At 50.3% G+C, this 24,402-nt stretch carries 22 protein-coding genes; 5 read left to right on the top strand and 17 right to left on the bottom strand.

Annotated elements, in window-relative coordinates; genetic code table 11:
* Positions 1–39 precede the first annotated feature (39 nt).
* Positions 40–1,146: a sensor histidine kinase gene (locus M3630_RS17015; RefSeq protein WP_251252837.1), complete on the bottom strand. Its 1,107-nt coding sequence runs from the start codon at positions 1,144–1,146 to the stop codon at positions 40–42.
* The gene (locus M3630_RS17010) at positions 1,139–1,840 is read right to left on the bottom strand and encodes a response regulator transcription factor (RefSeq protein WP_173611723.1); all 702 of its coding nucleotides are present in this window, start codon (positions 1,838–1,840) and stop codon (positions 1,139–1,141) included. The genes M3630_RS17015 and M3630_RS17010 overlap by 8 nt, the downstream gene beginning before the upstream one ends.
* Before the next feature lie 196 nt (positions 1,841–2,036).
* Between M3630_RS17010 and M3630_RS17005 the strand changes: the two genes are divergently transcribed.
* From M3630_RS17005 to M3630_RS16995, 3 genes are read left to right on the top strand one after another with little or no spacing between them, the layout of a single operon-like run.
* Positions 2,037–2,822, top strand: coding sequence for a transporter substrate-binding domain-containing protein (locus tag M3630_RS17005; RefSeq protein WP_173611722.1), 786 nt, complete (start codon positions 2,037–2,039; stop codon positions 2,820–2,822).
* A 51-nt stretch (positions 2,823–2,873) separates the two neighbouring features.
* Positions 2,874–3,527 carry an amino acid ABC transporter permease gene (locus tag M3630_RS17000; RefSeq protein WP_173611721.1) on the top strand — a complete coding sequence of 218 codons (654 nt, stop codon included), beginning with the start codon at positions 2,874–2,876 and terminating at the stop codon, positions 3,525–3,527.
* Complete coding sequence (locus tag M3630_RS16995; protein ID WP_232773685.1) at positions 3,524–4,246, top strand: amino acid ABC transporter ATP-binding protein; 723 nt, start codon at positions 3,524–3,526, stop codon at positions 4,244–4,246. The genes M3630_RS17000 and M3630_RS16995 overlap by 4 nt, the downstream gene beginning before the upstream one ends.
* 65 nt (positions 4,247–4,311) lie before the next feature.
* Here M3630_RS16995 and M3630_RS16990 read toward each other — a convergent pair whose 3' ends face one another.
* The 14 genes from M3630_RS16990 to M3630_RS16925 form a co-directional block, all read right to left on the bottom strand.
* Positions 4,312–6,003 carry an amylo-alpha-1,6-glucosidase gene (locus M3630_RS16990; RefSeq protein ID WP_251252836.1) on the bottom strand — a complete coding sequence of 564 codons (1,692 nt, stop codon included), beginning with the start codon at positions 6,001–6,003 and terminating at the stop codon, positions 4,312–4,314.
* A complete protein-coding gene (locus M3630_RS16985; protein WP_251252835.1) occupies positions 5,993–6,649 on the bottom strand; it encodes a YesL family protein in 657 nt (218 codons plus the stop codon). The genes M3630_RS16990 and M3630_RS16985 overlap by 11 nt, the downstream gene beginning before the upstream one ends.
* Positions 6,650–6,677: 28 nt before the next feature.
* Positions 6,678–7,535 carry a carbohydrate ABC transporter permease gene (locus M3630_RS16980; RefSeq protein ID WP_251252834.1) on the bottom strand — a complete coding sequence of 286 codons (858 nt, stop codon included), beginning with the start codon at positions 7,533–7,535 and terminating at the stop codon, positions 6,678–6,680.
* Entirely contained in the window at positions 7,487–8,407 is a 921-nt protein-coding gene (locus M3630_RS16975; protein WP_221868746.1) for a carbohydrate ABC transporter permease, read from the bottom strand. The genes M3630_RS16980 and M3630_RS16975 overlap by 49 nt, the downstream gene beginning before the upstream one ends.
* A gap of 57 nt (positions 8,408–8,464) precedes the next feature.
* Entirely contained in the window at positions 8,465–9,763 is a 1,299-nt protein-coding gene (locus M3630_RS16970) for an ABC transporter substrate-binding protein (protein ID WP_251252833.1), read from the bottom strand.
* Positions 9,764–9,881: 118 nt separating this feature from the next.
* Positions 9,882–11,075 carry a response regulator transcription factor gene (locus M3630_RS16965; RefSeq protein ID WP_251252832.1) on the bottom strand — a complete coding sequence of 398 codons (1,194 nt, stop codon included), beginning with the start codon at positions 11,073–11,075 and terminating at the stop codon, positions 9,882–9,884.
* On the bottom strand, positions 11,047–12,783 hold the full coding sequence (locus M3630_RS16960; protein ID WP_173611714.1) for a cache domain-containing sensor histidine kinase: 1,737 nt from the start codon (positions 12,781–12,783) through the stop codon (positions 11,047–11,049). The genes M3630_RS16965 and M3630_RS16960 overlap by 29 nt, the downstream gene beginning before the upstream one ends.
* Positions 12,784–12,876: 93 nt before the next feature.
* Positions 12,877–15,981 (bottom strand): beta-galactosidase subunit alpha, encoded by a 3,105-nt coding sequence (gene ebgA, locus M3630_RS16955; RefSeq protein WP_251252831.1) that lies wholly within the window; start codon positions 15,979–15,981, stop codon positions 12,877–12,879.
* Between the two features lie 18 nt (positions 15,982–15,999).
* A complete protein-coding gene (locus M3630_RS16950) occupies positions 16,000–16,998 on the bottom strand; it encodes an ROK family protein (RefSeq protein ID WP_251252830.1) in 999 nt (332 codons plus the stop codon).
* A 28-nt stretch (positions 16,999–17,026) separates the two neighbouring features.
* The gene (locus M3630_RS16945; RefSeq protein WP_251252829.1) at positions 17,027–17,971 is read right to left on the bottom strand and encodes a 1-phosphofructokinase family hexose kinase; all 945 of its coding nucleotides are present in this window, start codon (positions 17,969–17,971) and stop codon (positions 17,027–17,029) included.
* Between the two features lies 1 nt (position 17,972).
* Positions 17,973–19,064 (bottom strand): bifunctional phosphoglucose/phosphomannose isomerase, encoded by a 1,092-nt coding sequence (locus M3630_RS16940; RefSeq protein WP_251252828.1) that lies wholly within the window; start codon positions 19,062–19,064, stop codon positions 17,973–17,975.
* Between the two features lie 29 nt (positions 19,065–19,093).
* On the bottom strand, positions 19,094–19,957 hold the full coding sequence (fba, locus tag M3630_RS16935) for a class II fructose-1,6-bisphosphate aldolase (RefSeq protein WP_251252827.1): 864 nt from the start codon (positions 19,955–19,957) through the stop codon (positions 19,094–19,096).
* Between the two features lie 34 nt (positions 19,958–19,991).
* Positions 19,992–20,771 carry a DeoR/GlpR family DNA-binding transcription regulator gene (locus tag M3630_RS16930; protein WP_251252826.1) on the bottom strand — a complete coding sequence of 260 codons (780 nt, stop codon included), beginning with the start codon at positions 20,769–20,771 and terminating at the stop codon, positions 19,992–19,994.
* A gap of 183 nt (positions 20,772–20,954) precedes the next feature.
* Positions 20,955–21,827: a LysR family transcriptional regulator gene (locus tag M3630_RS16925; RefSeq protein WP_251252825.1), complete on the bottom strand. Its 873-nt coding sequence runs from the start codon at positions 21,825–21,827 to the stop codon at positions 20,955–20,957.
* A gap of 149 nt (positions 21,828–21,976) precedes the next feature.
* Here M3630_RS16925 and M3630_RS16920 point away from each other — a divergent pair, with 149 nt between their 5' ends.
* Positions 21,977–22,567: a DJ-1/PfpI family protein gene (locus M3630_RS16920; protein ID WP_015893977.1), complete on the top strand. Its 591-nt coding sequence runs from the start codon at positions 21,977–21,979 to the stop codon at positions 22,565–22,567.
* Between the two features lie 55 nt (positions 22,568–22,622).
* Here M3630_RS16920 and M3630_RS16915 read toward each other — a convergent pair whose 3' ends face one another.
* Positions 22,623–23,969: an erythromycin esterase family protein gene (locus M3630_RS16915; RefSeq protein WP_251252824.1), complete on the bottom strand. Its 1,347-nt coding sequence runs from the start codon at positions 23,967–23,969 to the stop codon at positions 22,623–22,625.
* A gap of 259 nt (positions 23,970–24,228) precedes the next feature.
* Between M3630_RS16915 and M3630_RS16910 the strand changes: the two genes are divergently transcribed.
* Entirely contained in the window at positions 24,229–24,387 is a 159-nt protein-coding gene (locus M3630_RS16910; protein ID WP_172801873.1) for a hypothetical protein, read from the top strand.
* Positions 24,388–24,402: the final 15 nt, after the last annotated feature.

Genomic DNA, 24,402 nt, shown 5'->3' with positions numbered 1-24,402 from the left:
AACTTTTAAAAGAAAAAGTGGGGTAATCCTTAAATTTTTTTAAAGTGAGGGAGTCTGTTCGTAAGGTAAGCGTATTTCAAAAACGGTGCGGATCAAATTGCTCTGCGCAGAAATCGTCCCTTGGTGGCGCTCGACGATATTTTTGGCGATAAATAGCCCGAGACCTGTACTTCCGTTTTGATGGCTTCGGGCCTTGTCACCTGTATAAAACACCTCGAAAAGATGCGGCAGATCTTCCGGGGGAATCTCGTGACCATAATTGATAATCTGCACAACGACCTCGTCACCCGCAAGAAAACCGTTGATATCAACAAACTGACCATCGTGCCCGTAACGGATGGCATTTGTCATGATGTTCTCGAAAACGCGTGCCAAGAGCTCGCCATCCCCGCAAACCGTCAATCGTGAGGCCACATTCATTCTCGTTTCCAACTGATTTTTCTCCAAGGAAGGATATAGCTCTTCGTTTAACTGCATGAGCAGTTCACTCAGGTCAATCAGGTTCTGTTGGATGGTGAGCATGCCATAGTTCATTCTCGTAATTTCGAAGAGCTCATCAATCAGCTTTTCCAAACGCTGCGACTTGGTAAAAGCAATATTCGTGTAATGTCGGGCTTGTTCCACCGTTAACTGCTCGTTCCGCAAAATGATGTCCAAATACCCTAAAACAGAAGTCAGTGGCGTCCGCAGGTCATGCGCCAGGTTTAAAACCAACTGATCCTTGCTGCTTTCGGCAAAATCTCCTCTTTGTACCGCTTCCTGCAATTTTTCACCCGCCAGATTGATGTCCTTGGCAATATCTCCAAACTCATCGTTTGACGGTATTTGAACATGATGGGTAAAGTCGCCGTTTGCAAGATGATGAATTCCTCTGGAAATCTCCTGAAAGTAGACGGCATACCGTTTGGTTAGCAAGAAGAAAAACAGTATGGCGAGTGGAACAAAAATAATCAGAAAGAAGTAAATGTCCCCTATTTCTCGCATAAAATGACGAATCGGCGCTAAAATGCTTTCCATTTTCACCTGTGATCGATAGTAAAACTGTAGCGCTTTAAAGATCACATAGGTAACCGAACCAGATAGAAGCAGACTTATGCCCAATAGCTTGACCATTTGGAACCGAAAGCTTCGTATCATGCTATCCATGGAATGAATACCCGACGCCCCAGACCGTTTTGATCCACTTGTTTTTGGTTTTTTCTTCTCCCAGCTTCTTTCGCAAGGTGCGAATGTGCACCATGACTGTATTGCAGCCTTCATAGTACGCTTCGCCCCACACCTGCTGGAAAATATTATCCGCGCTAAACACCTTCTTTGGATAGCTGGCCAGCAGGTAGAGAATATCAAACTCTTTCGGCGTTAACTCAATCGTTTCTCCGTACAGGCTCACGGTTCGCTGCTCGGGATAAATGATAAGTCCACCTGCCTCTACCACCTTGTTACTCGCTACTGCTACTGCCGGTTGGTTCAGCTGCTTAAAGCGTCGCAGCTGGGCATTCACACGAGCGACCAATTCCATTGGGTTGAATGGCTTGGTCATATAATCATCTGCGCCCATCACCAATCCCGAAATTTTATCCAGATCAGAGGTCTTGGCACTCAAAAAGATAATCGGCATATTGTGTTGTTCGCGAATGAGACGGGTGACCTCATAGCCATCCAGCCCAGGCATCATAATATCGAGAATCGCCAAATCAATCGAATGCGTCTGCACAGCTTGGAGGGCTTCCTTTCCATCCGCTGCAATAATTGTATGGTAACCTTCTTTTTTCACATGCAAGGCAACGAGCTCCGCAATCTCCGCTTCATCGTCGGCGATCAATATGGTGACATGCTTCATCGTTTTTCCCATCCCTTGTATACATTTCCTACCATTATAGCAGGTATAAAAAGTCTTTTCTGTTATCTAACCATGATATCATTCATACAATTATGGATAATAATTACTTTCGGTTTGTTTTGACTTTGCAGACTTTTCTATATTAATATATTCATGTCCATATCATATCTAATATAAATATACTTGGGGGTAATTTATGAGAAAACTAATGCTTGCTGTGGTTTCTGGTTTGTTGGCACTTACGGTAAGTGCGTGTGGCACTGGCACAGATCAGGCTGCCTCAACATCTGGGCAATCCGGTGCAAAAAAGTACGTGTTTGGTACAGATGCAACATACCCTCCCTTTGAATTTGAAAAAGACGGAAAATACGTGGGAATTGACATCGATCTGATCAATGCGATCGCTAAAGAAGAAGGCTTTGAGGTAGAAATTAAGCCGATGGACTTCAAAGGAATCATTCCAGCTGTTCAAGCGAAGCAATTGGACGGTGCCATTGCGGGGATCAGCATCAATGATAAGCGCAAAGAAATTTTGGATTTCTCTGAACCTTACTATCAAGCAGGTCTTTCCCTGGTCGTACGTGAGGACAACACAACGATCAATGGAGAGGCAGATTTGGCTGGCAAAACGATTGCGATCAAAAAAGGCACGACTGGCGCGACCTTTGCTGATGAGCTCGGTAAAAAGTACGGAGCGACTGTCAAATACTTCGACGATAGCCCTTCCATGTTCCAAGAGGTTCAAAACGGCAACGCAGATGTAACCATCGAGGACTATCCGGTCATCTCTTATAAAATTACGGTAGACCCTGCTTCCAAGCTGAAAATTGTAGGTGATCGTCTCAATGGTGACCACTACGGCATCGCGGTTTTAAAAGGGAACAAAGAGCTGCAGGACAAACTCAACTCCGGTCTGAAGAAGCTGAAAGAGAACGGGAAATACGACGAAATCATCAACACATACTTGAGCACGAAAAAGTAAAAGGCGCAAGACGCGCCTTTTTTTCAACTTAGAAAGAATGGAGTTGTCCAAATGAGCAGTAGTTGGGATGTCATTGTCGATGCTCTTCCTGTCTTGGCCCAAGGCTCTGTGGTCACGTTAAAAATAACGGTCATTTCCCTGTTTTTCGCTCTCTTAATCGGATTGCTTTTTGGGTTAATGAGCACAAGCCGCTCCAAAATACTCCGCGGTATTGCAACCGCTTACGTTGACTTTCTCCGCGGCACACCGCTGTTGGTTCAAATCTTCTTTATTTATTTTGGTTTGCCGCCTGTCCTTGATATCAAAATTCCAGAGACAACCGCAGGTATTCTTGCGCTCAGCCTCAATGCCGGAGCGTACCTGGCTGAAATTTTTCGCGGAGGGATTCTCTCCATCGATAAAGGACAGATGGAAGCTGCTCGTTCCCTGGGACTCTCGCACGGAAAAGCCATGCGCCTGGTTATCTTGCCACAGGCTGTTCGCCGTATGATTCCTGCTTTCGTCAACCAATTCATCGTGACGCTAAAAGACACCTCGCTTTTAACGGTCATCGGTATCCGAGAGCTGATGAACAGTGGTGAGATTATCATTTCTAGCAACTTTCGCTCATTCGAAATTTGGGCTGTAGTAGCGGTCTTCTATTTCCTGATGATTTACATCCTCAGTCTGCTGTCCCGTTCCCTTGAGAGGAGGTACGCGAAATGATTCATGTAGAGAATTTGAAAAAGAGCTTTGGCCCGTTGGAGGTCTTAAAAGACATCTCAACTACTATTCAAGAGCGTGAAGTTGTCTGTGTCATTGGTCCCTCCGGCTCGGGAAAAAGTACGTTTCTGCGCTGTCTGAACCAGTTGGAAGAAGTAACGTCTGGCAAAATCACCATTGAGGGCATGGAGGTTACTTCACCCAAAGTGGACATTAACAAGCTGCGAGAGCGTGTAGGCATGGTGTTTCAGCGGTTCAATCTCTTCCCGCATCTCACTGTTTTGGAAAACATCATGCTAGCGCCCAAGCATGTCAAAAATTCAGAGCGCCAGCAAAATGAACAAAAGGCGCTACAACTCCTCAAAAAAGTAGATTTGGCGGACAAGCGAGACGTGTACCCCGATCGGTTGTCTGGTGGTCAACAGCAGCGCGTAGCCATTACCCGTGCGCTCGCCATGGACCCTCACATCATGCTGTTCGACGAGCCTACCTCTGCACTCGACCCGGAAATGGTCGGAGAAGTTCTTCAGGTGATGAAGGATTTGGCCAAAGAAGGAATGACGATGGTCGTGGTTACGCATGAGATGGGCTTTGCCCGTGAAGTAGCTGATCGCGTGATTTTCATGGATGGCGGATATATCGTCGAAGAAGGCACACCAGCCGAGCTTTTTGACAATCCCCAGCATGAGAGAACCAAGGCGTTTCTCAGTAAAGTGCTGTAGACAAGCAACGGGCATGATGCGATTTTTCATCCATCATGCCCGCTTGTTTTTCCTATGAAACTACTTTACACATACTCATGCGCCAACATCAAAAACACACTGGACGTCCACGTAAAGGCCCGGTCCCTCAAACCATCACCTGTCCGCGCATCGAAGTTTTCCGCCATGCCACTGCGTGCTGCCATCCGGCAAAAACGTCTGGCAATCTCCTGAGAAAATTCTACTTCACCTGCTCGCCGCAATCCATCGACCAAAAGCATCGTCACTGGCGCCCAGATCGGGCCTAGCCAGTAGCCATCAGCGCGGTAGAAGGAGCTGGTTGGACTCTCCGTAGCCAGTCCATTCTCGGTCAAAAACCGCTCCTGCAAGTCCGCAATCAGCTTGGCCCGGATGTCCTGCGGCAGTTTTTCGCCAAGCACGAGAGGCATATAGCGAATCAAGCTGTCCCCTCGGGTAGGCTGGTCGCTGCCGGATTGGGTCGCGAAGAAGTTTTCGCCATTCCAGTGCTTCTCCAGCAGACGTTGCAGTGTCATTTCAGCCTTTTCCTGCCACTTCGCCGCCTCTTCCGAACGCCCCATCCTCTTCGCCAAATCCGCCAGCAAATCCGTTTGCAGAATCAAATACGCAGGCAAATCCGGGCTTTCAATCGGCGCCCCATCGAGGAAAATCGTGCTGTTGTCCCAACCGCAGTCATAACCGTGATTGTACTGCGGAATCCCGTCCTGATCATCATCGCGGTAACGGAACCACCAATCGGTCCATCGACAAAGCGGCTCGTACACCTCTTCCAGCATCTCGTTTGTAATCGCGTCGTTCCGATCCAGCATCCAGCGCAGCGTCCAGCCGTGAATCGGAGGCTTGCAGCAATTCCACAACGCATACCGATCATTGATAAAATCGGGGAAAACACCACTCTCATCCTGCCTGTCGATAAATATCATGAGCTGATCCCACGCCAGCGGCAAGTTTGCTCGCGTCAGTGCCATCGCATTGAAGCAATGATCCCAACTCCAGATATTCGTCATCCAGTTTTTGGACATGTACACCGCGGACCGTGGCAGATAGCCTTCAGGTCTCACCACACAAGACCAGGTGATGTAGGCCGCGAGTTCTCTTGCTTCGTTCAAGCCTTCGCCATGCTCCTCAGATACAGAGAGTGTCCGTTCCAGCCACTCGTCGTACTCTTTTTTTACCTGCTCCCATCCATCGGCAAAGGCAGGATAGCTGCGCTCCTTCCATACCGTATGGAACTCCTCCCATACGCCTTCCAATACACCCGTTTCCTCGTCGGGAAGAAAGGTTACGACGACTTGCTGTTCCCGCGATGCCTTCGTAGGGCTTACCACGAGCGCTCCAGCAAGCGGAGTCAATCGCAAGCGAATTTCCGTGGAAAAGTGATTGATTTCCCAGCATCCGGCTCCAGCTTGAATCGCATAATCTGCCGCTGTCGATTCGAGCACCAGGCGCAAACCAACGCCTTGACCACGTACCTGCACCAGCTGCGGCTCGCTCATGCACAGCTTCACTTCGCCTTTATCCCCGTAAAGACGCAGCAAGGTTGGCGTAGCCTCCGTCTCAAATGGAATCGCCACATCATCGGCTACCATTTCTATGCGAAAAATCGCGCCATCGTGGTTGTCTCCTCCACGAATATTGCGCAAATATAGTCCTTCTTTTCGCTTGGCGTTACCCAGACGCGAGAGTACGAGATACGACCCGTATCGGCTAAAAGGAACCATTCCCAAATCAAACTGCATATGTCTCACCTCGAGGTTGCTTCGTCGACCGTGTACGATCGCGCTTTTCCAGCAGACGACTCATTCTGGCGTTCATCCACCAGACGGGCAGGCTCGCTCCCAACAAGATCGGCAAAACGGGAATCGCCAGCAAAAGAATCAAGAGAAGGAGCAAGCCTCCCATCGTGACGAGCGAATGCAACGGAAAGGCCGCGACTAGCCAAAACGATTGCTTGAGCGTCCGCTTCACGTCTGCATCCTTCCGAACAAGCAGGGAAAAAGCATGGCAAGAAGTAGCCGCATGCAAGAATCCAATCCCCGCAAAAACGGCCGCAATCGAGAGCCCCCACAGGGTGCCCATTCGAAGGAAAAACACCACATCGACCCACAGGATTGCCCCCGATAGCACCGTCCCTGCGCCAAGCCATTGGCTCCTCCAGAAGTAGTGGCGAAAAGCATGCCAGAAAGCGGACAAAAGCCCACGGTCATTCCACTTGCCGCTAAGTACGTCGTGTAGAGCAGCTGTCGCTGGGAAGATTCCAAAGACGATGCCTCCCAAGAGCGTGCACACCACCCACATGAGATGCGCTGCCGCCATCCGCAACAATCGCTCACCAAATTGATGAAATGACCATGCCCAGCCTTCCCATTTCGCCCGATTCCCCACTGTAGCTCCCTCCTTACCTGATAACTTCTTACTTAATGGCAACGCCAGCTGAATTGTCTACGATATATCGTTGTGCGAGGAAAAAGAGGAGTAACGGCGGAAGCGAAATCAGGAACGTTACCGCCATCAGCCCGGTAGCCTCTACTTCATACATCCCTTTAAATTGCGCCAGTCCCAGCGTCAGCGTGTACTGACTTTGGTCATTCAAGAAAATGAGTGGACCCAAATAGTCGTTCCATGTGCCCAAAATGTTGAATACACTCACCAAAATCAGAGCAGGCATCATCAACGGCATAATAATCCGGGCGTAAATCTGAAACGAACCAGCACCATCAATACGCGCCGCTTCATCCAGCTCACGCGGAATGGTCAAAATAAACTGTCGCATGAGGAAAATATAAAACGCTGACCCAAAGAACGAAGGTACAATCAACGGCTTGAGCGTGTTGATCCAGCCCAGATAGTTGAACTCCATGTACAGTGGGATCATCGTCACTTCCCACGGAATCATCATCGTAGCCAGAACGACCATGAACAGGAAGTCCCTTCCTTTAAACGTAAACCGGGCAAAGCCGTACGCGACCAGCGAAGACGAAATCAACTGGCCAATCGTGGTCAGGATCGTCACCGTCAACGAGTTTTCCAAATACAGATGAAACGGCTGAGACATCCACGCATTCCCGAAGTTCTCCCAATGCAGCACATCTGGAATCCATTTGGGTGGATACTGCAAAATCTCATCATCCGACTTGAGCGCAGTAGAGATCATCCAGTAAAACGGTGCGAGAAACAGGAAAGAGAAAAAGATCAAGCTCGCATAAGCGACCGTTTTGCGTATCAAGCTTCTTCCCCTCCCCTGCGGTTGTCGCCCTCGTAGTACACCCATTTGCCGGACGTTTTAAATACGAGGAAGGTCAATACCAGAATGATCACAAACATAAACCAGGAGTTCGCCGAAGCATACCCCATCTTGAAGTATTTGAAGGCGTTGTCATACGCGTACATGGCATAGAAATACGTCGACTGCAACGGTCCGCCTCCCGTGAGCAAGAGTGCTAGACTCAGCTGCTGGAACGCACTAATGATCGTCATAATCAGGTTGAACAAAATCGTTGGGCTGACCATCGGCAGTGTAATGCGGAAAAACTTTTGCACCGCCCCTGCCCCATCAATCGAAGCCGCTTCATACAAGCTCTCCGGGATACTTTTGAGCCCCGCCAGGAAAATCAATACCATGGAGCCCTGCCCCCACAGGCTCGCAATCACCATGGCAACGAGCGCCCACGACGTATCGTTTAGCCAATCTGGACCTGTAATTCCAACCAGACTGAGCAAATAGTTGAAAATGCCGTATTCCCCGTCATATACCCACGCCCAAATCATCGCCAGCGCCACACCGGAAATCACGCTCGGCAAGTAAAACACTGTGCGGAAAAAGCCGCTGCCTTTTACCTTCTGATTCAGCATCATGGCCAAAAACAACGCGATGAACAAATTCAACGGGACAAACAACAGCGCAAATTTAATCGTGACCCAGAGCGATTGCCAAAACAATGGATCATCCGTAAACATATTGACGTAGTTGTCCACGCCGACAAACGTAACCTCACCAACGACAGGCCAATCAAAAAAGCTCATGACGAGTGAAAACAGCATCGGTCCCAGTGTAAAAGCGAGAAAGCCGAGAATCCAAGGCAAGATAAAAAGATAGGGCGTAAGAAACGCCCTTCCCTTGAGTTTTTTCGGTTGAACGGTCATGGCAGGCTGTTTATGTGTCACAACACTCTCTGTATTCAATTTCCTGACCCCTTCCCGTTATTTCAAGAATTTCTGGGAGTCTTTGACTGCCTTGTTCAGTAATTCCTCGGCGTTTTGTCCCATCATGATCGCATTGACCGCTGCGGAAAGGTTCCGGTTGATTTCGTTCCAATGTGGATTCAACAGGAAGGCAGGCGTGTCAGTCGATTGCTCCAATGTCTTGTAGAACGGCGCGTAGAGCGGGTCCTGATCGAGCTTCTTCTCTTGTACGACACTAATGCGGACAGGCAAATCAGATGTACGCATCTTGATCGCATCGCTGGAAACGAAGAACTTCAAAAACTCCCACGCAAGCTCTTTGTTTTTGGAATCCTTGGCGATCGATACAGAGGAGGTTGCAATGACACCCTTACCAGGCTTGCCAGGGAATTGCGGCATCACGACCGTACCAAAGTCGACATTCCCCTTCTTGTACGACTCGAGCGACCATACGCCGTTGTCATACATCGCGAGCTTGCCCGCTTTGAACAAGTCATTTCCGCTCTGCTGGTTTTTGCCACCGACGAGCAAAGCGCTCTTGTCTTTCGTCAAATCACTGAAAATTTGCAGAGCTTCTGCCGTTTCCTTGCTGTTCATGTAGCCTTCGATTGTTTTTCCATCAGGACTGATGAAGCTGCTGCCGTTACTCCACACGAACTGCTGCAAATCGTACGTATCCGGCTCTGAACGAACCGCGAAGCCGTACTGCTTCTTGTCGCGAACGGTTAGCTGTTTGGCTGCCGATTTGAAATCCTCCCACGTCCAGTCGTCTGTTGGAAGTGGTACATTTGCTTCGTTAAACAGCTTTTTGTTGTAGAAGACGACCCGCGTCGAGAACCCCGCTGGGAGACCAAACAATTTTCCATCGAAGCGATTATAGTTTAGGAGGCCTTGGTAAAAGTCGTCGATTGCCACGGATGGGTCCTTCTTTACGTACTCATCCAATGGCTCGAGCGAGGCGTGGTACGTGGGGAAATCCCACATGTACATGACATCGGGCGGGTTTTTGGCTCCGAATGCCGCTACCAGCTTCTGATCAAAACCATCTGCATATGCCTCTACTTGTACCTTCACACCCGGATTTTTCTGTTCGAATTGTTTCGCGATATCTTGTTGGATCTTCAGCATTTGGTCCGTGTCCCATGTCGCGAAACGCAATGTAACCGTTTCCTTTTTATCAGACGACGCTGGCGTTGTCGTACCTGTGTTGCTAGACGTGCCGTCTGATCCTGCTGGCTGGGCTTGTGAACAACCAGCTACGACGGCCAATAGAAGTGCCATGCCAGCTGCCATCCATTTTGACGCAACCTTTTTCATCTGTGATCCCCCCTAGATTTGCCCCTCATTTTTCTCTATTTTAATGAAGGGAAAAAAACGGTGAAACCGCCAACTGTTCGCAATAGTGTGTGAATTTGTTTCCTTTTTTTCGATTCGTTCAGGTTTGCGCGGTGGAGTGGACGATTGTTCGACTGGACTCCTCCTTTTGTTTGAAACGGTAGTGGCTCGGGGTCATCCCTGTATATTTTTTGAACCACTTGCTGAAGTATTTCGCGTCAGGAAGACCGACTCGCTCTGCTACCTCCTGAATGGACAGAGCTGTTTCATCCAGCATCGCTCGGGCCATTTTTACCCGGCGTTTGTCGAGGAACTCCCCGAAGCTCTCGCCCACTCCCTTTTTAAACATCACGCTAAAATGACTGCGGCTCAGTCCCACCTGTGAAGCTACCTCACTGACCGTCAATGGGGTATCGAGACGATCGAGTGCGTAATGAACAGCCTGCTTGATCGGTTCCTGCCACGGGTCTTGAATAACGCCGTACTTGCGCGCCCGCTCCTTGCGCTGGTAGAGCATCCGTACTGTCTGCATCCACGGTTCGAGTCCAGCAAACGGGCTTGTTGTCTCCCAACTCGTCACCCTTCCAGCCAGCTTCCACTCCACGAGCAAGGATTCTACCTGCCTGCCAGTACTTGCGGGGGTCAGCAAAAACCGGATATCGCCACATGCAATCCATTCCCATTCGCCTTCCAGCTCACTTGCTACCCATGCGCGCTCCTGCTCCTCCCGGTTCGCACTGCCCATCCCTTCCAAGAGCCATACACGCATGGAATCGTTCATCCACGACCAGTGTGATTGCAGGAGGGAGGCCAAGCTTTGCTCGAAATCCCGGCTCAAGCCAGTCAACCACGCACCGAATTCCCGCTTCCATTCATCAGGGCGTTCACGAATCTGCTCGGGTCGCGCACTCTCGCCTGCCAGCTCATTCCGCAGCTTTTCCAACAACGTACCCCATTCCTCATCCTGGAATTCGGTCTTCAACAAATATCCCGACACCCCGAGAGAGATTCCCTGCTGGGCAAAAGAAAAATCGCGGTGACAACTGAGCAGAAGCACCTTTGTTTGTGGTGCGTGCTCCTTCACCCGCCTGCACAGCTCCAACCCATCCATTTCCGGCATAACGATGTCCGTAATCACCAACTCGGGCTGTACTTGCAAGAAAGCCTCCCAGCCTTTCCGACCATTCGGTGCATCCGCCACCACTTCCATCCCATAGCGACTCCATGGCACCATTGCCTTCAGTCCTCTTCGCACCAGCACTTCGTCATCCACAATCATTACCTTGATGCTCATCAGGAAGTTCCTCCCTTTTCGGCCATGTGATTTGAATTGTGGTTCCTTCTCCTCTGACAGATGAAATCTTCATGCCGTGCTCCATACGGAAATGAAGCTTGAACTTCTGATCGACGTTGTACACGCCGAGTCCCCGTTTGCTAGAACGCTCCAGATCAGGATCGAGAAGTTTGGCCAATCGCTCCGGTACAATTCCTGCGCCGTCATCTTGCAACAGCAGCGTCACAAGCCCTTCTTTTTCACTGACACTGATCCGAATCGTTCCCTGCCCGTCTTCGAATGCGTGGAAAAAGATATTTTCCAAAAGCGGCTGAAGAGTCATTCGCGGGATCAAATAGCGACGGCAAGCCTCTACTCCAGTCTGTTCAAATTGAAAAACAGGCCCGTACCGCAGCTCTTGGATTTGCAGAAAATGCTCGACGGTTTGCAGTTCCTTTTCCAACGGGACGAGCTCCTGCGTGATGTCGAGGTTGCCCTCCAGCACTTTGATGAGATGATAGAGCATATTGCCGATTTCATTGGCACCAGATAATCTTGCTTTCCACTGGATGGAATTGAGTGTATTGAACAACAGATGCGGATTGATTTGGTAGTGAACAGCTCGCAGCTCTGCTTCCTTTTTCAACTGCTCGGTGCGACTCACCTCGGCGATTAGCGTCTGAATCCGCCTCACCATTTGGTTGAAGCTCACCCCTAACCGCCCCAGCTCGTCTTCCGTGTCTACTTCTGCTCGCGTCTGCAGCTCGCCTGTTCCTACCAGCCGCATCGTTTCTTGAAGCCGTTTGATTTTTCCTGTAATCCGTCTGGAAAATAAATACGCCAAAAGGAGTGCCAGCACTGCCGAAAGTATCAGCGCCGCGATAAAGAAGGATTGAATCACCTCCGCAGAGCGGTTCATTTGCTCGTAAGGCAAACGCACTTGAATCATCCAGTTGTTGGACTCCAGCGGTTTGTTCCAGACGATATCGCTCTCTTGCTGGACGAACGTACCCGCAGTCTGGTAAATCAGCTCGCCACTTTTGGCTGTAATCGTCACATGCGCACTCATGTCCTTTTCCAGCTGGGAAAACAATTGAAACAGCTTGCCCGCTTTCATCTCGATCAAAATCCGGCTGTCCTTCAACACGCCATAACCGCTGAGAACGGGAACGACCAGACCAAGCACCTTCTCCTGATTGCGCAGTTCCGCCTCATCCTGAAACCCGACATAATGCCGTGGTGTGTAAAAGCCGATCCATCGCTCCTCATCCAGCTTGGCGGGCAGTGCCTTCCACCACGATTCCCGCATCAGATCCTGTCCATTGATGACATTTTCCCCGAAAAAATAGCCCGAGGGCGTCACGATAAAAATGCCTTTTGTATCAAGGTTGCGGTGCGCCCCCAGGTATCGCTCGAAGTTTTTTTGTTCCAGGAAGCCCGTGTAGGTCTTCGGCTGTTCCTCCCGCATGACGACCAATGTCGGGTCTGACACGTACGTATTGATGTCATAGGCCATGTATCTCATTTGACTCAGGTAGTTATCGATCTGAATTTGCAACTGTGTGGCAATATACTCGCCTGACTTGCTAAATTGCTCGCGAACGACCATCGACGATTTCCAATACGCCATACTCCCCAGAGTAATCAGCGGAATAATGGCTGCAATCAGCATAAAAGCGAGCAACTTGGCATGAATGCTTCTGCGCGGGAAGAGCGACCATGACTTCATGTGACAAACCACCACCGTATTCCGATTAGTCGTACTATTCAATCTTTAACTAGATTGTACAACGTTTCGGCGATGCCTTCGAGAATAACATCGTTAGTCACACAAATTCCGCTTATACAGCTGAACCGGAGAAATCGTATCCTTCGAAAAAGGCGTCAGCCTCATCTGGAACTGGAACTCCTCTGGACGCAGGGCATGCTGCTCGGATTGCTTGGGTCCGCAGCTATTGCTACCCAGCCCGTTTTGTCGATAATCGAGATGCAGTGTGACATACTCCCGTTTTACGAGATCTGTCGTGTGCTTTGCTTGCTCCAGATCGTCCGTATCATAACGAAGTGCGCTAAATTCCAGTGTCGGTTGACCCATCGCGAAAAGTCCAATGCCTCGCTGATCCGTGATCGACATCCATTTGACGTCCGTGCGATTGCCATTTTCCTGCGGAAACACGTACGGCGTGTACAGCTCATCTACACTCGCATGATACACCCCGATGCGATTGGCCTCCTTGCTGTCGATATACGCCTCACCCGGGCCACGACCATACCACGAGACACGCTCCATATCTTTGGCGACCAATAGCTTCAAGCCGATTCGCGGCAGCATCGCTGGCGGGGTGCCTTTGGGTGTGCCTTGAACATTTACTTGCACTTCGCCATTTCCGAACACAGTGTAGGTATAGCGGCACGCAAATCCCCAGTCGTATACAAGCGGAGCAATCCGCACATCGCAGGTAATGACCACACGATCTTCTCGATCCTGCTGGATGCTTACATGCTCCACCCGGTTTTGCAAACGATCAAGGTACACCTTGCGCCACTCTTCCACTACGTACATGTCATTGTCAATCGGAGCACGCCAAAACGTGAGACGAGGTCCTGCCACCAACAGCTCCTTGCCTGCAAACACCCAGCTCGTCGGCACACCGCTCACTTTGTCAAAAACGAATTGAAAATCTGCTCCAGTTAGGATCACGTCCGTTTTCGTTTCTTTTCCATCCACTCTGCCTAACACAGATTGGTACGGAGCGACCGTAACCTGTTGCGCAGCAGTCATTGGCAAGGCAAATTGTGCCCAAGCCAGCTCATGTCCAGCCTGTACCCAGCTCTCATCTTGATCCAGCACAAAGGAGAGCGTCAGCCAGTAGTCAGTTCGAGCCTGCACCTGTGCAGGCAAGGTATACGGAACTGCTACAATCGTGCGACTTCCCGCTTCTGTATGTGGCAACGACAGCGTGCCTCTCTGCACCACTTGTCCGTCTGCTGTCACACTCCAGACCATTCTCACGTGCGCAAGCGTACGGAAATCATAACGATTCGTAATGGTGACGAGCCCGCTTTCCAAATCAGTCGCTTCTACGACGATCGGCTCAATCACTTTTTTGTATTCGAGCAGCCCTGGAGATGGCGTGCGATCTGGACGAATCAGTCCATCGATGACGAAGTTGCCATTCGTCGGGTAGTCCCCGAAGTCTCCCCCGTAGGCATAATACTCTCGCCCATCCGGCGTATATTCGCGCAAGCCGTGATCAATCCATTCCCACACAAAACCGCCCTGCAAGCGTTGATATTTGTCAAACACATTGGCGTAGTCGCGCAAGCCACCGGGTCCATTCCCCATGGCATGAGCATATTCGCACATGATATGCGGCTTGTGCAGATGTTCATTTTCACCATGCTGGATCATTTTTTCAACCGAGGAGTACATAGTGGAAAATACGTCGCACACTTCTGCTTCGCGATCCTCCTCGTAGTGGATGAGACGAGTCGGGTCCGCTTGTCGGCACCAAGCGGCCATTGCCCGGAAGTTGCAGCCGAAGCCGGATTCGTTGCCAAGCGACCACATGATGATCGACGGATGGTTTTTGTCGCGCTCCACCATGCGCTCCATACGCTCCACGTACGTCTGCTCCCACTCTGGATCATCGCTCAGTTGACTAATGTTGCCCGTCAACTGGAAGCCATGTGTCTCCAAATCGGTTTCGTCCATGACATACAATCCGTACTGGTCGCACAAATCGTAAAAACGCGGATCGTTCGGATAATGGGCGGTACGAACAGCGTTGATGTTGTGCCGTTTCATCATGAGCACATCTTCGCGCATCGTTTCATACGGGACTGCTCGCCCAAGATCGGGATGATGATCATGGCGGTTCACACCGTTTAGACGAATCGCTACACCGTTTACGAAGAAGTTGTTTCCTTTTACTTCGATCCGTCGGAAGCCCACGCGGATCGGGATGACTTCTGTCTTTTCGCCCGACTCCTTCTCAATCGCAAGCAGCAGGTGATACAGGTTCGGCTCCTCCGCCGACCATTTTTTCGGCTCCTGCACCGGAAGCTCCAAGGTCACGACCTTTTCCTGTCCGGCTGCCAGTTCGCCTGCTTCGGTGTCGGTTAGCGAAGCGATAGGCGTGTAGGATTGATCCAACAGCTTTGCGGTCACGCTCACCCCGTCATAGGCAGCAGCGGAACTGTTTTCTACATGGACACGTACGCGAAGCACACCATGGCGAAATTCATCATCCAGATCAGTCACGACTGCCAGATCTCGTACATGCAACTTCGGTCTGGCAATCAGGGAAACATCCCGAAAAATCCCGCTCAAGTACCACATATCCTGATCCTCAACATACGTGCCGTCCGACCATTGGTACACTTGAACAGCCAAGCGGTTCCTGCCTTCCTGCAACAGCTCCGTCACATCAAACTCAGATGGCAAGCGGCTTCCTTGGCTATAGCCGACTTCCTTCCCGTTCAGCCACACATGAAAAGCGCTGTCGACCCCTTCAAATCGCAGGATCACCTGCTGATTTTGCCACGCAGACGCTACCGTAAACTCTCGCAAATAGCAGCCTGTCGGGTTATCTGACGGGACATGCGGCGGATCGACTGGAAACGGATAGTACAAGTCCGTGTAATGCGGTTTTCCGTACCCTTGGAGCTGCCAATGCCCCGGTACCTGAATCCGGGCCCACTCCGTCGCATCATAATCGGTAGCAAAAAAGTTTTCCGGCACACGCAGTGGTGATTCTGCGTATGCAAACTGCCAATGCCCATTCAACAACTGAAACCACGGTGTCGCTCCTCTTTCATACGTCAGTGCTCCCGACTCTTCCGGGTAAGACAAAAAGTAAGCCCGCGCCGCCAAGCGATTTCGCTCTAGCAGCTGATGATTTGCCCAGTCATACTGTTGCTGCATCGATGTACACTCCTCTTTTTACATTTTCACGGTTCCTTGTTCCTTGCTCGTTGCTTGCAGGGCCAAGGCGCCAGCACCGAGCATGCCTGCATCCGCACCGAGCTCGGCCAAAACGATCTTTGTCTGTTGATGAACGACTTCCATGGCGTACCGTTGTACACTTGCTTGTACGGGGGCCAGCAATAGCTCCCCAGCCCGGCAAACGCCACCGCCGATCACTACGAGTTGCGGGTTGCACACGTTCACCAACACAGACAAGGCCCAGCCAGTTACTTCACACGCTTCGTTCCATGCGCAGGTCGCCACCGCATCACCTTGTTCCACTGCCGTAGCCACCTGCTCAGCCGTAATCCGCTCGATCTGTCCATCGCATAGTGCAAACAGAGGAGAGGCTTTTGCTTGCTGCGGATTTGCATTTAGCTCCTGGTCCAAGCGCTCACGAGCCAATCTGGCAATACCTGTGGCAGATGCGACCGTCTCCACACAACCGAGCTTGCCGCAATTGCATGGAGCGGTAAGCCCTGGATAACGCACATGACCAATCTCTCCCGCGAATCCGTGACTGCCCCGAACGAGCTTGCCTTCGTTTACAATCCCTGCCCCCACCCCTGTACCAAGCGGCACAAAAATGAGGTGACTTACCTTCCTGCCCGCACCGAATATGGCTTCTCCGAGCGCAGCCGTCCGTAAATCGTTTTCAAAAAAAAGCGGCAGCTCCACCAGCTTCGCGAGTGGTGTCCGCAAGTCTGCCTGATGCAATTGAAAGTTGGGCGAGTGAACCGATATCCCATTTTCCGCATCAAAAGGACCAGGAAATCCGATCCCTACTGCCTCTATTGGAACGGGTGATTGAACCCGCAGCTCTTTAATCAAGGCAGTCATTCGCTCAATCAAGATGGGCAAGTTGTTATGGACTTTTGTCTCCTTGGCAGCCCGGAGGAGAATTTGCCCATTCTCGTCTATGACCGCCCCTTTCATTGTCGTACCACCGACATCGAGGCCAATTACATGACGCATGCTACTCCTCCCTTCTGAACCAGCTATTCTACTCGACTCGCTCCACATGCATCGGCTGACTCCTCAACTGCTGCACATCATCGAGCTCGATCATGCCCGCTCCAAACGACCGTGTATTCGCCGCGCCGCATGCCATCCCCAACCAAATCGCATCTGGCCAAGCCAAGCCCCGCAGCTTTCCGACAAGGACACCCGCAAGCATGGAATCACCGCAGCCCACTGTATTTTTCACTTCGGCATCTGCTAACGGGATCGCGGAAATACGCCACGTCTCCTGGCCATCACCAAACCACGCGCCCTCCTCCCCTAGCGAGAGAAGGACTCGCTGCGCACCGCGCTCACGCAGCTCGCGTATCGCTCTGCAACGTGCCTCGTCGCTATCCAGCGAAAATCCAAGAATCGCTTCCGCTTCCGGTCGATTGGGCTTGATGAGCGAGGGCGTTGCCTTTATTCCTTCTAACAGTGCCTGACCGCTCGTATCCAGCACGCATGCGGTTCCTTTCCTGGCGACACCTCGAATGAGTGCAGCGTATGTTTCGGCTGGAACGCCACCTGGCAAGCTTCCGGAAAAAACCATGTACTGTGCCTGATCCGCCAGCTCGATCAAACGCATTTGCAAGCGACTGATCTCTTCTTCACTGGGCGAGAGACCCTGCTCTAGCACTTCTGTCACCGTTTTTTCCTGTTCGTCGAGAAAAGCGAGACACAGTCGGGATTCTCCGCTCGTTTCGATAAACGAGGACGTGATCCCCTCACGTTCGCAGCCTTCCGCGATGAACCTCCCGTTATGACCGGCGACAAAACCGCTTGCGACTACATCCTGCCCCAATGCTTTCGCTACACGCGCTACATTTATCCCTTTTCCGCCGGGCAAGCTCAGTACATCCCCCGTGCGGTGCAGCTCTCCAGAACGAAAATGCGAGAGTCGATACGTCTTATCGATGGCCGCGTTCAGCGTTACCGTTACCAGCATGCTATCTCACCTGCACAGTAACGAGCGGCTGCCCCATTTTTTGTTTGAACAAATTGATCACTTCTACCGGGGTTGGATCGACGCCGCGAATCAGGGCAGCGTACAGCGACACGAAGTCAGCCAAGTACACGATAGAAAACAAACGAGCCATTCGGGACACGCCGTGGGAATGAACCACTCTTACCCCACCAGCGCGCTCACGCAAAATGTCAGCGCTGATCTCTACACGTTGGATCGTCTTCTCGCTGTCCTCCAGATCGCGAATGAGTGTAAAATGAACACCCTTCAGCAGAGCAGACGGCGAATCCCAACCCACAGCCTCGTCGTGGTGCAGGCTCGGAATGGCGTTCCAAAATGCCATCAGCTTGCTGTTTTCCCCAAGCTGGTTTTTCCAACGCCATGCAGGGGCATCGAAAAACGGAAGCGTTCCGTACACGACAGGTATCAGCCCATCCATCTCGATAGCGATTTGTTTGGCTTCATTTTTCTCGATCGGAGAATCCGTTCCGTAGATGTGCTTCCACTCCTCGAACAGGGCAATCGTCTCCTCGACCTCCGCACGCTTGTCGGAAATCAGCCCGAGCTTCGTCAGGATGGCGAGAATCGGCAAGAAAATATAGCCGAGTACGATCCGCGGCATCATTCCGCCCGGCACGAGCAAGCACGCATGATTGTGTTCACGGGCCATCTCCAATACTTTTCCGCCCGCCGTAATGACGGCGATCTGTGCTCCTTTGGCGATAGCTGCTTCGTAGCCGCTGACGACTTCTTCTGTATTGCCGGAATGGCTAACGACGATGACGAGCGTCTTCGCATCCACAAAAGCCGGGATCGTATACCCTTGATTTAACTGAAGCGGCACTTGCAGCTCGTCAAACAAATACGACTTGATCAAATTGACGCTCGCAGCCGAACCGCCCCCAGTGCCAAGCACCACAATATTTTCAATTTTAACAGAAATATTAGACACATCTAAACTATCAGATAATTTTAAGCCTGTTTTAAACTGTTCATCGTAGCTTTCCGTATCTTGCAGGGCAGAAATCGTGTCCAGCTCGCGCAACGCTTTCGCATCATCGAGGTTTATACGCATGTAAAATCGTCCCTTCCTGTCTTTTTGGATTAACGTACATTCGCTTTTCCGATACAGCCGCACATCTCCATTTTGGCGAGTGCGACTTCTTTAACCGCCTGCTTGGCCTGCTTCATATAGGTGCGCGGGTCGTTTTCCTGCGGGTTGTTGTCAAAAACGCCCTTGATCGCTTGCGAAAACGCGATACGCAGCTCTGTCGCTACGTTCATCTTTGCCATGCCGAGCTGAACCGCCCGCTTCACCTGCTCCTCGGGAATTCCCGAGCCGCCGTGCAACACGAGTGGCACAGAAACACGACGGGCAATCTCCTCGATGCGAGGAAAATCAATGCGCGGCTCCCCCTTGTAAATCCCGTGAGCCGTACCAATCGCCGGTGCCAACGTATCCACGCCAGTCAACTCGATAAACCTCTCGCACTCAATCGGGTCAGCCAGTGCAGCATCTGCATCATCGACGACAAGATCGTCCTCCACGCCCCCGACCTTGCCGAGCTCTGCCTCCACATTGACACCGTGCTCCCGAGCCAGCTCCACTACACGCCGCGTCATCTCCGCATTTTCTGCAAAAGGATGCATCGACGCGTCGATCATGACTGATGTATAACCCGCTTCGATACATCGCATGATCAGTTCCTCTTCATGACAGTGATCCAAATGCAGGGCAATCGGCACCCGGGCCTCTTCTGAGGCTACCCGGGCGATTGCTGCTACATACTCCGGTCCAAGATGCCGGACCGTTCCGACTGTGGTCTGTAAAATGAGCGGTGCGTTTGCTTCGCAAGCCGCCTCCACTACTGCTTGGAGCATTTCCATCGTGTGTACGTTGAAGGCGCCTACACAATATCCTTGCTCCCTTGCTGTGCGCAGCATCTGTGTCGATGATACCAACCCCATATCGATCCCTCCGTTTCCTTTCTGATCTCGTAGTTTACCTGGTCACGCCCTGCAAGCTCGCCAGCTCCAGGTTGATGCCCAGCTCCGCATACTTACTGACAAGATGCCGTGCCGCCGCATCTGTAATAATCCGATCGACATCGGACACCCCGGCGAACTTCGCCAAATGCGTCTCGCCGAACTTGCTATGGTCGGCGAGCACATAGACTTTTCTGGCGCGTTCCATCATGACCTGGTTGATTTGCGCTTCGGCCAGATTGAGCGTCGTCAGCCCATTTTCCGGATGAACCCCATCTGCCCCGATAAAGCATTTGAAAACAGAAAGTCCTCGCAAATTGTCCGCTGCGACAGAACCAACGAGCGCAAATGACTTGTGTCGCATCTCTCCCCCGATCAAGATGACGTGATGCTTGCCTTGACTGTTCAGCTCCATCGCGATATTGACCGCATTCGTCACGACCGTCAGATCATTCAAGCCGCGCAGCAGCTTGGCGAGCTCCATCATCGTGGTCCCTGCCCCGAGAATAACCGTGTCCCCCGGCTGTATGTGCGACAGCGCTTGATGAGCAATCGCTTGCTTCTCTTCGCTTCTCTCTTCCAGCTTCTCTGTGAAACTGCGCTCCAATGGCAAGAAATTCGTAATCGTCGCGCCCCCGTGAATGCGCGTCAGCAGACCATCGTTTTCGAGCTTGATTAAATCTTTTCGGATCGTTACTTCCGACACATCCAGCACCAGACTCAATTGGCTAACGGTTACGCTCTGTTCTGCCTTCAATTGTTCGAGGATCTTGCTGTGCCGTTCGGCTGCCAGCATATGACTTCACTTCCTTACGATATTAAAATATATAGTTTCGTTTTATTTCTAATTACCTTTCGTTTACTTTCATTTCGATCTTAGCATTGTAGAAAAACGAATGTCAAACAACTTATGAAATTTTCCAAAAATAAAACCAGCCTGCTCTGGTTCTCGACCAAAACAGACTGGCTGTTTACCTCTTTACCCGATATCCCGACTTTCCAGCATGAAATCAATAAACTTCTTATGCGCCCGTGAAAGCCATTTGTTTTTATGGTAGGCAATTTGCGCATAGAACAACAGCTCTTCCTCGCACGCAATCATTTTCACTTTTTGCTCATTCAACAAGGCTTCGACACTAATATACGGCATCAAGCTCACGCCTAGCCCGTTTGCCACGCTCTGCTTGATCGCTTCCATACTGGAGAACTCCAGGTGATGCTTCGGCTTGATCTCCCTTTTTTCCAAGAAGCGTAGGAAAAACCGCCGCAGAGCACAATGCTCTCCGCTAAAAATCATACATTCCCCGCCAGCATCCTCTATTTTTTCAAACGAATGATCCCGCCCACCGATAAAAACAAGTCGCTCGGTAGAGAACGGCTCCACGACCAGATTCGGATCATCGAGCTTTGGCTCCAGCGTGATCACGATATCCAATAGACCATCATGCAGCTTCTCCCGCAGGCGACTGCAGTCGTCCATTACAAATGAAATATTCACACCCGGGTAGCACGCTCTGTACCTGGACAAAATGTCACCCAGCCGATAGATCGTGATCGTCTCCGAGGCCCCGATGCGTAACTCGCCTTGCAGTGATTGCTCATTTGCCGATATATCCTTGATCTTCGCATACGAAACCAGCAGCTCCTCGACGTACGTATACAGCTCACGGCCATAAGCAGTTAACTGAATTTTCTTCCCCAGTCGATCAAACAGCGGGACACCCATTCCTTCCTCCAGCTGCTGAATATGGGATGTAATCGTCGCCTGTGAATATTGCAGTGCCTGTGCGGCCTTCGTAAAGCTGTTGAAATCGACGACTGCCTTAAAGGTTTGAAACTGGCGAATCTCCATCCCGGCTCCCCCCTGCTCGCATGTTTATTATTAGAAATCCTGAAGATCATCTTCAGAACTTTCATTTTTACTAATAACTAATGATAGCATATGATTCTTGATAAGTACCGGTACGGCTTGAACGATTTCAACAGAGGAGCTGATTTTCTATGAAAAAAGTGTGCTTGTTATTACCGAATGGCTTTGAGGCAGTAGAGGCTAGCGTATTTACAGACGTAATCGGCTGGAACAAGGAAGAGGGCGACGGAACAACGGAGCTCGTGACGGTGGGCACGCGCAAGGAGCTGAAATGCACGTGGAATTTTACTGTGATCCCCGAGATGGTGATCGACGATGCGGATGTAAATGACTTCGATGCACTGGCACTGCCTGGCGGTTTTGAGCAGGCGGGCTTTTATGAAGATGCTTATCGCGAGGACGTTCTCGCTTTCATACGTGAATTTGAAAAGCAAGGCAAAGTGATTGCCTCCATCTGCGTGGGTGCTCTGCCCCTCGGGAAAAGCGGGATTTTGCAAGGACGAAACGCAACGACCTACAACCTGAATAACCAACTGAGACAAAAGCAGCTGGCAGCGATGGGTGCCAATGTCATCCCTGACCAATCCATCGTCATCGACAACAATATCATCACCTCTTACAATCCATCGACCGCTTTTGATGTGGCATTCACCTTGCTAGAGTCGCTGACATCCCGCGAAAACACCGACCATGTGAAGCGCTTGATGGGGTTTCTTGTATAATAAAACCGGCATTTTGCCCAGTGCTCTTGGGTAAATGCCGGTTTCTTTCTGCTATTTAACGAACAAGCTCGCCAGCGCTCACTGTGTCTAAATGAATGAGAATATCAAATGCTTGCCCAAGCGAAGTTGTTATAGAGTTTGGTTTGCTTGGATCAGCAGAACCGAATCCAATCAAAAACGGCCGTTCTTCCTCTAACCATTTTTGGGTGAGACCTGTAGCATTCCGTAAATCAACAAAGTATTGATCCTTTGAGACTTGATCCAGAGTATGATTGAATGTTTTCGGATCATTCGATTCAATGGTAGCTGGAACAATTTTATTTTCAATGTTAAACGCGTTATAATCGCCTTTCCCGAATGAAGTTCCAATCGTTACATATTCCTTTCCATAATGCTCCAGTAAATACTGACCGGCGAGCTTCGGGTATACCTCTTGCAACATATTGTTCTTTGCGATGTGCCCATTGTGACCCCATACGATTGTTTTTCCCAGCTGTTCATGAGCCCACTTCGCATTCTCAAACATCGCGATATCATGCTTCAAAAATAAATCAGATGGATTCTCCGAGAAGTTGAAATACATGCCAGTAAATTGCTCAATGACCTTGGCGTGTTGCTTAATCCTTGCGAACTCCTTGGATTGGCCGTTCAGACTGCTTTTGTTTTGTTCCAATATTTCCGTGATTTCTTTCGCTTGCTCCTGATGTTTTTTCTGAATGGCCTGTGGCAAAGCTGAATAGGTTTCCAGGTCCTTCGTAACTTCGGCAAGTTCCTTCATTTTATTATTCACACGGGGCAGCAGGTCAGGCTTATATTTTTTTATATACTGTCTGATCTCATCGTATACATTTTCGCTGACATTTTGTACATCCATTCCGACCACCCGCAGTTTCGTTTCGTTCTCGGGATCGGCATTGTACTCACGCATCCATTCCAGCATGTCTACGATTTCTTTTGTTTGAAATATAGGCATTAGGACTTTACTCGGATTCCCTTCTCCTGTGAGAACGCAATGATCAAGTTTCAATGCGTTGCCCCAGTTTTCTTCTAATACAAGGGTGGTAAAGCCCATTTCCATGACGAGAAATTCAACAAACCGGTGTTTCATCGTATAAATTTCACGACTTCCATGATTTGCCTCACCTAAACCTACGATTGAAGCAGAACCGATCATTTGGCGCAGCGGCTCAATATCTTTAAGATCAGTCCCAGGCTCAGCGCTATTCAATTGAAAAGAGTTCAGCTCTAACCATTCTTTTGGACTTAGATTTTCTGCCTTCTTCCCTTGTTGTTGTTCGCTGTCCGTCTCGGTTAATGGAGCTGTATTCGTGCATCCTGTTATGAGTAAACCACAAATCGATACCGCGACGATGCTACTTCTGTAAAAGGCCGTCTTGTTCATTTCTCTTTCCTCCAAACAACTTTGTATGCTCAAAGTATGGCCCGGGCACTGCCTGTACAACAAGTAACGTTTTGTCATAAGGTTCAGACGCCCTGTTACCAACGGTTTCTCCCTACCCCATATGACAATTTGTCATCAAAAAAAGCACCGGATCTTGAAGATCGGTACTTTTGAAATAGCATTTCCAATGTCATATGCTGCAATCGGGGATAAGAATAAGCCATCCATCACACCCTACTGGCAAAAGGAGTGGTGAATCATGGAGAAAAAGCGAGGTTCTGCCGAGCACGAGCCCACAGTAGCGCCAAGCATGTACGGTCATGATCCTTTGGAAGAAAAGGCGACGGAAAAAGAAGTGGAAAAAGGGGATTACACAAAGGTAACGCGGCTGTTCCTCGACCGAACGCCGGAAGAGTAAAGACGGGATTTCTCC

It is taken from the genome of Brevibacillus sp. MER 51, from assembly GCF_023714195.1.
Classification (GTDB): domain Bacteria; phylum Bacillota; class Bacilli; order Brevibacillales; family Brevibacillaceae; genus Brevibacillus.
This window is presented reverse-complemented; position numbering and strand designations above follow the sequence as displayed.